This is a genomic window from Aliivibrio sp. 1S175, assembly GCF_001690985.1.
In the GTDB taxonomy this organism is placed as follows: domain Bacteria; phylum Pseudomonadota; class Gammaproteobacteria; order Enterobacterales; family Vibrionaceae; genus Aliivibrio.
In genome coordinates, this window is the sequence record NZ_MAJS01000034.1 from 1 (window position 1) to 886 (window position 886).

Below are 886 nucleotides of genomic sequence, written 5' to 3' on the forward strand. Positions count from 1 at the left end.
CCATAGTCGTTTGTTAAACGCAGCCAAAAAACAATGCTGGGCTGATATTATACTTAGATGAAATAGCTTGAATATGCTCTTTCGTTAGCTTACGAGAACCATTAAGGATCATTGAAACTAAACTTTTACCTCCAATGACATCTTTTAAGTCATCAGCTTTAAGTTGATACTGATCCATTAATACACGTAGTGTTGCTACACCATCATCTAAGTTCTCAATACGAGCATTAAACTCTGCAAATTCATCTGCACGATCTTCCCAACGTTCAATAGATACTTCCAAAACCTCAATTAATGGTTTGTAGATATCATATTCTTCAATAAGATCTTCCATTAACTCCAAGGCTTCAGCGTATTCTTCTTCCGTTGAAATATGACCAACAAAACTAGCCATTGAAAATAATTGTAATGCTGTTGATTTAACTTGATTAAAATTTTTCATTTCGACTCCTTTGCGTATTTTGCACATAATTTGTCATATTCTGCATGAGGAACAATATGCTTAACAAACATTCTATTATCTCGAAATTCGATAAAAGTCATTAATCGTAAATTATTCCCACCGATATCCAGAACATACCATTTATCTTTATACTTAAAGTTATCTAAGCTTGGGTAAACATTTTTCATTTCCAGCGGATTTGAAAAGTTATTATTTTTTAATGATTTATATAATGCATCAATGGCCGCAGCATCATTCGGGTACTTTTTCGCCGCATCACTAAATGGTTTTCTTGATATTACGTGCATAAACACCTCTAAGTTCACTATATGTGAATATAGCACCTTCGAACCAAGTTCACAAGTTGTGAATTTACAAAGAAGCGTTTAACGCCTGCATAACACGTTTGCTACCATACAAACCAAGCTGAATTTTAACGCCTTA

General features: G+C 33.7%; 2 protein-coding genes. Both read right to left on the reverse strand.

The window, feature by feature from the left end; translation table 11 throughout:
- Positions 1-13: 13 nt before the first annotated feature.
- Complete coding sequence (locus A6E06_RS11380) at positions 14-442, reverse strand: type II toxin-antitoxin system HigA family antitoxin (RefSeq protein ID WP_045103959.1); 429 nt, start codon at positions 440-442, stop codon at positions 14-16.
- On the reverse strand, positions 439-750 hold the full coding sequence (locus A6E06_RS11385) for a type II toxin-antitoxin system HigB family toxin (protein ID WP_045037622.1): 312 nt from the start codon (positions 748-750) through the stop codon (positions 439-441). Before A6E06_RS11385 ends, A6E06_RS11380 begins: the two co-directional genes overlap by 4 nt.
- Positions 751-886 lie beyond the last annotated feature (136 nt).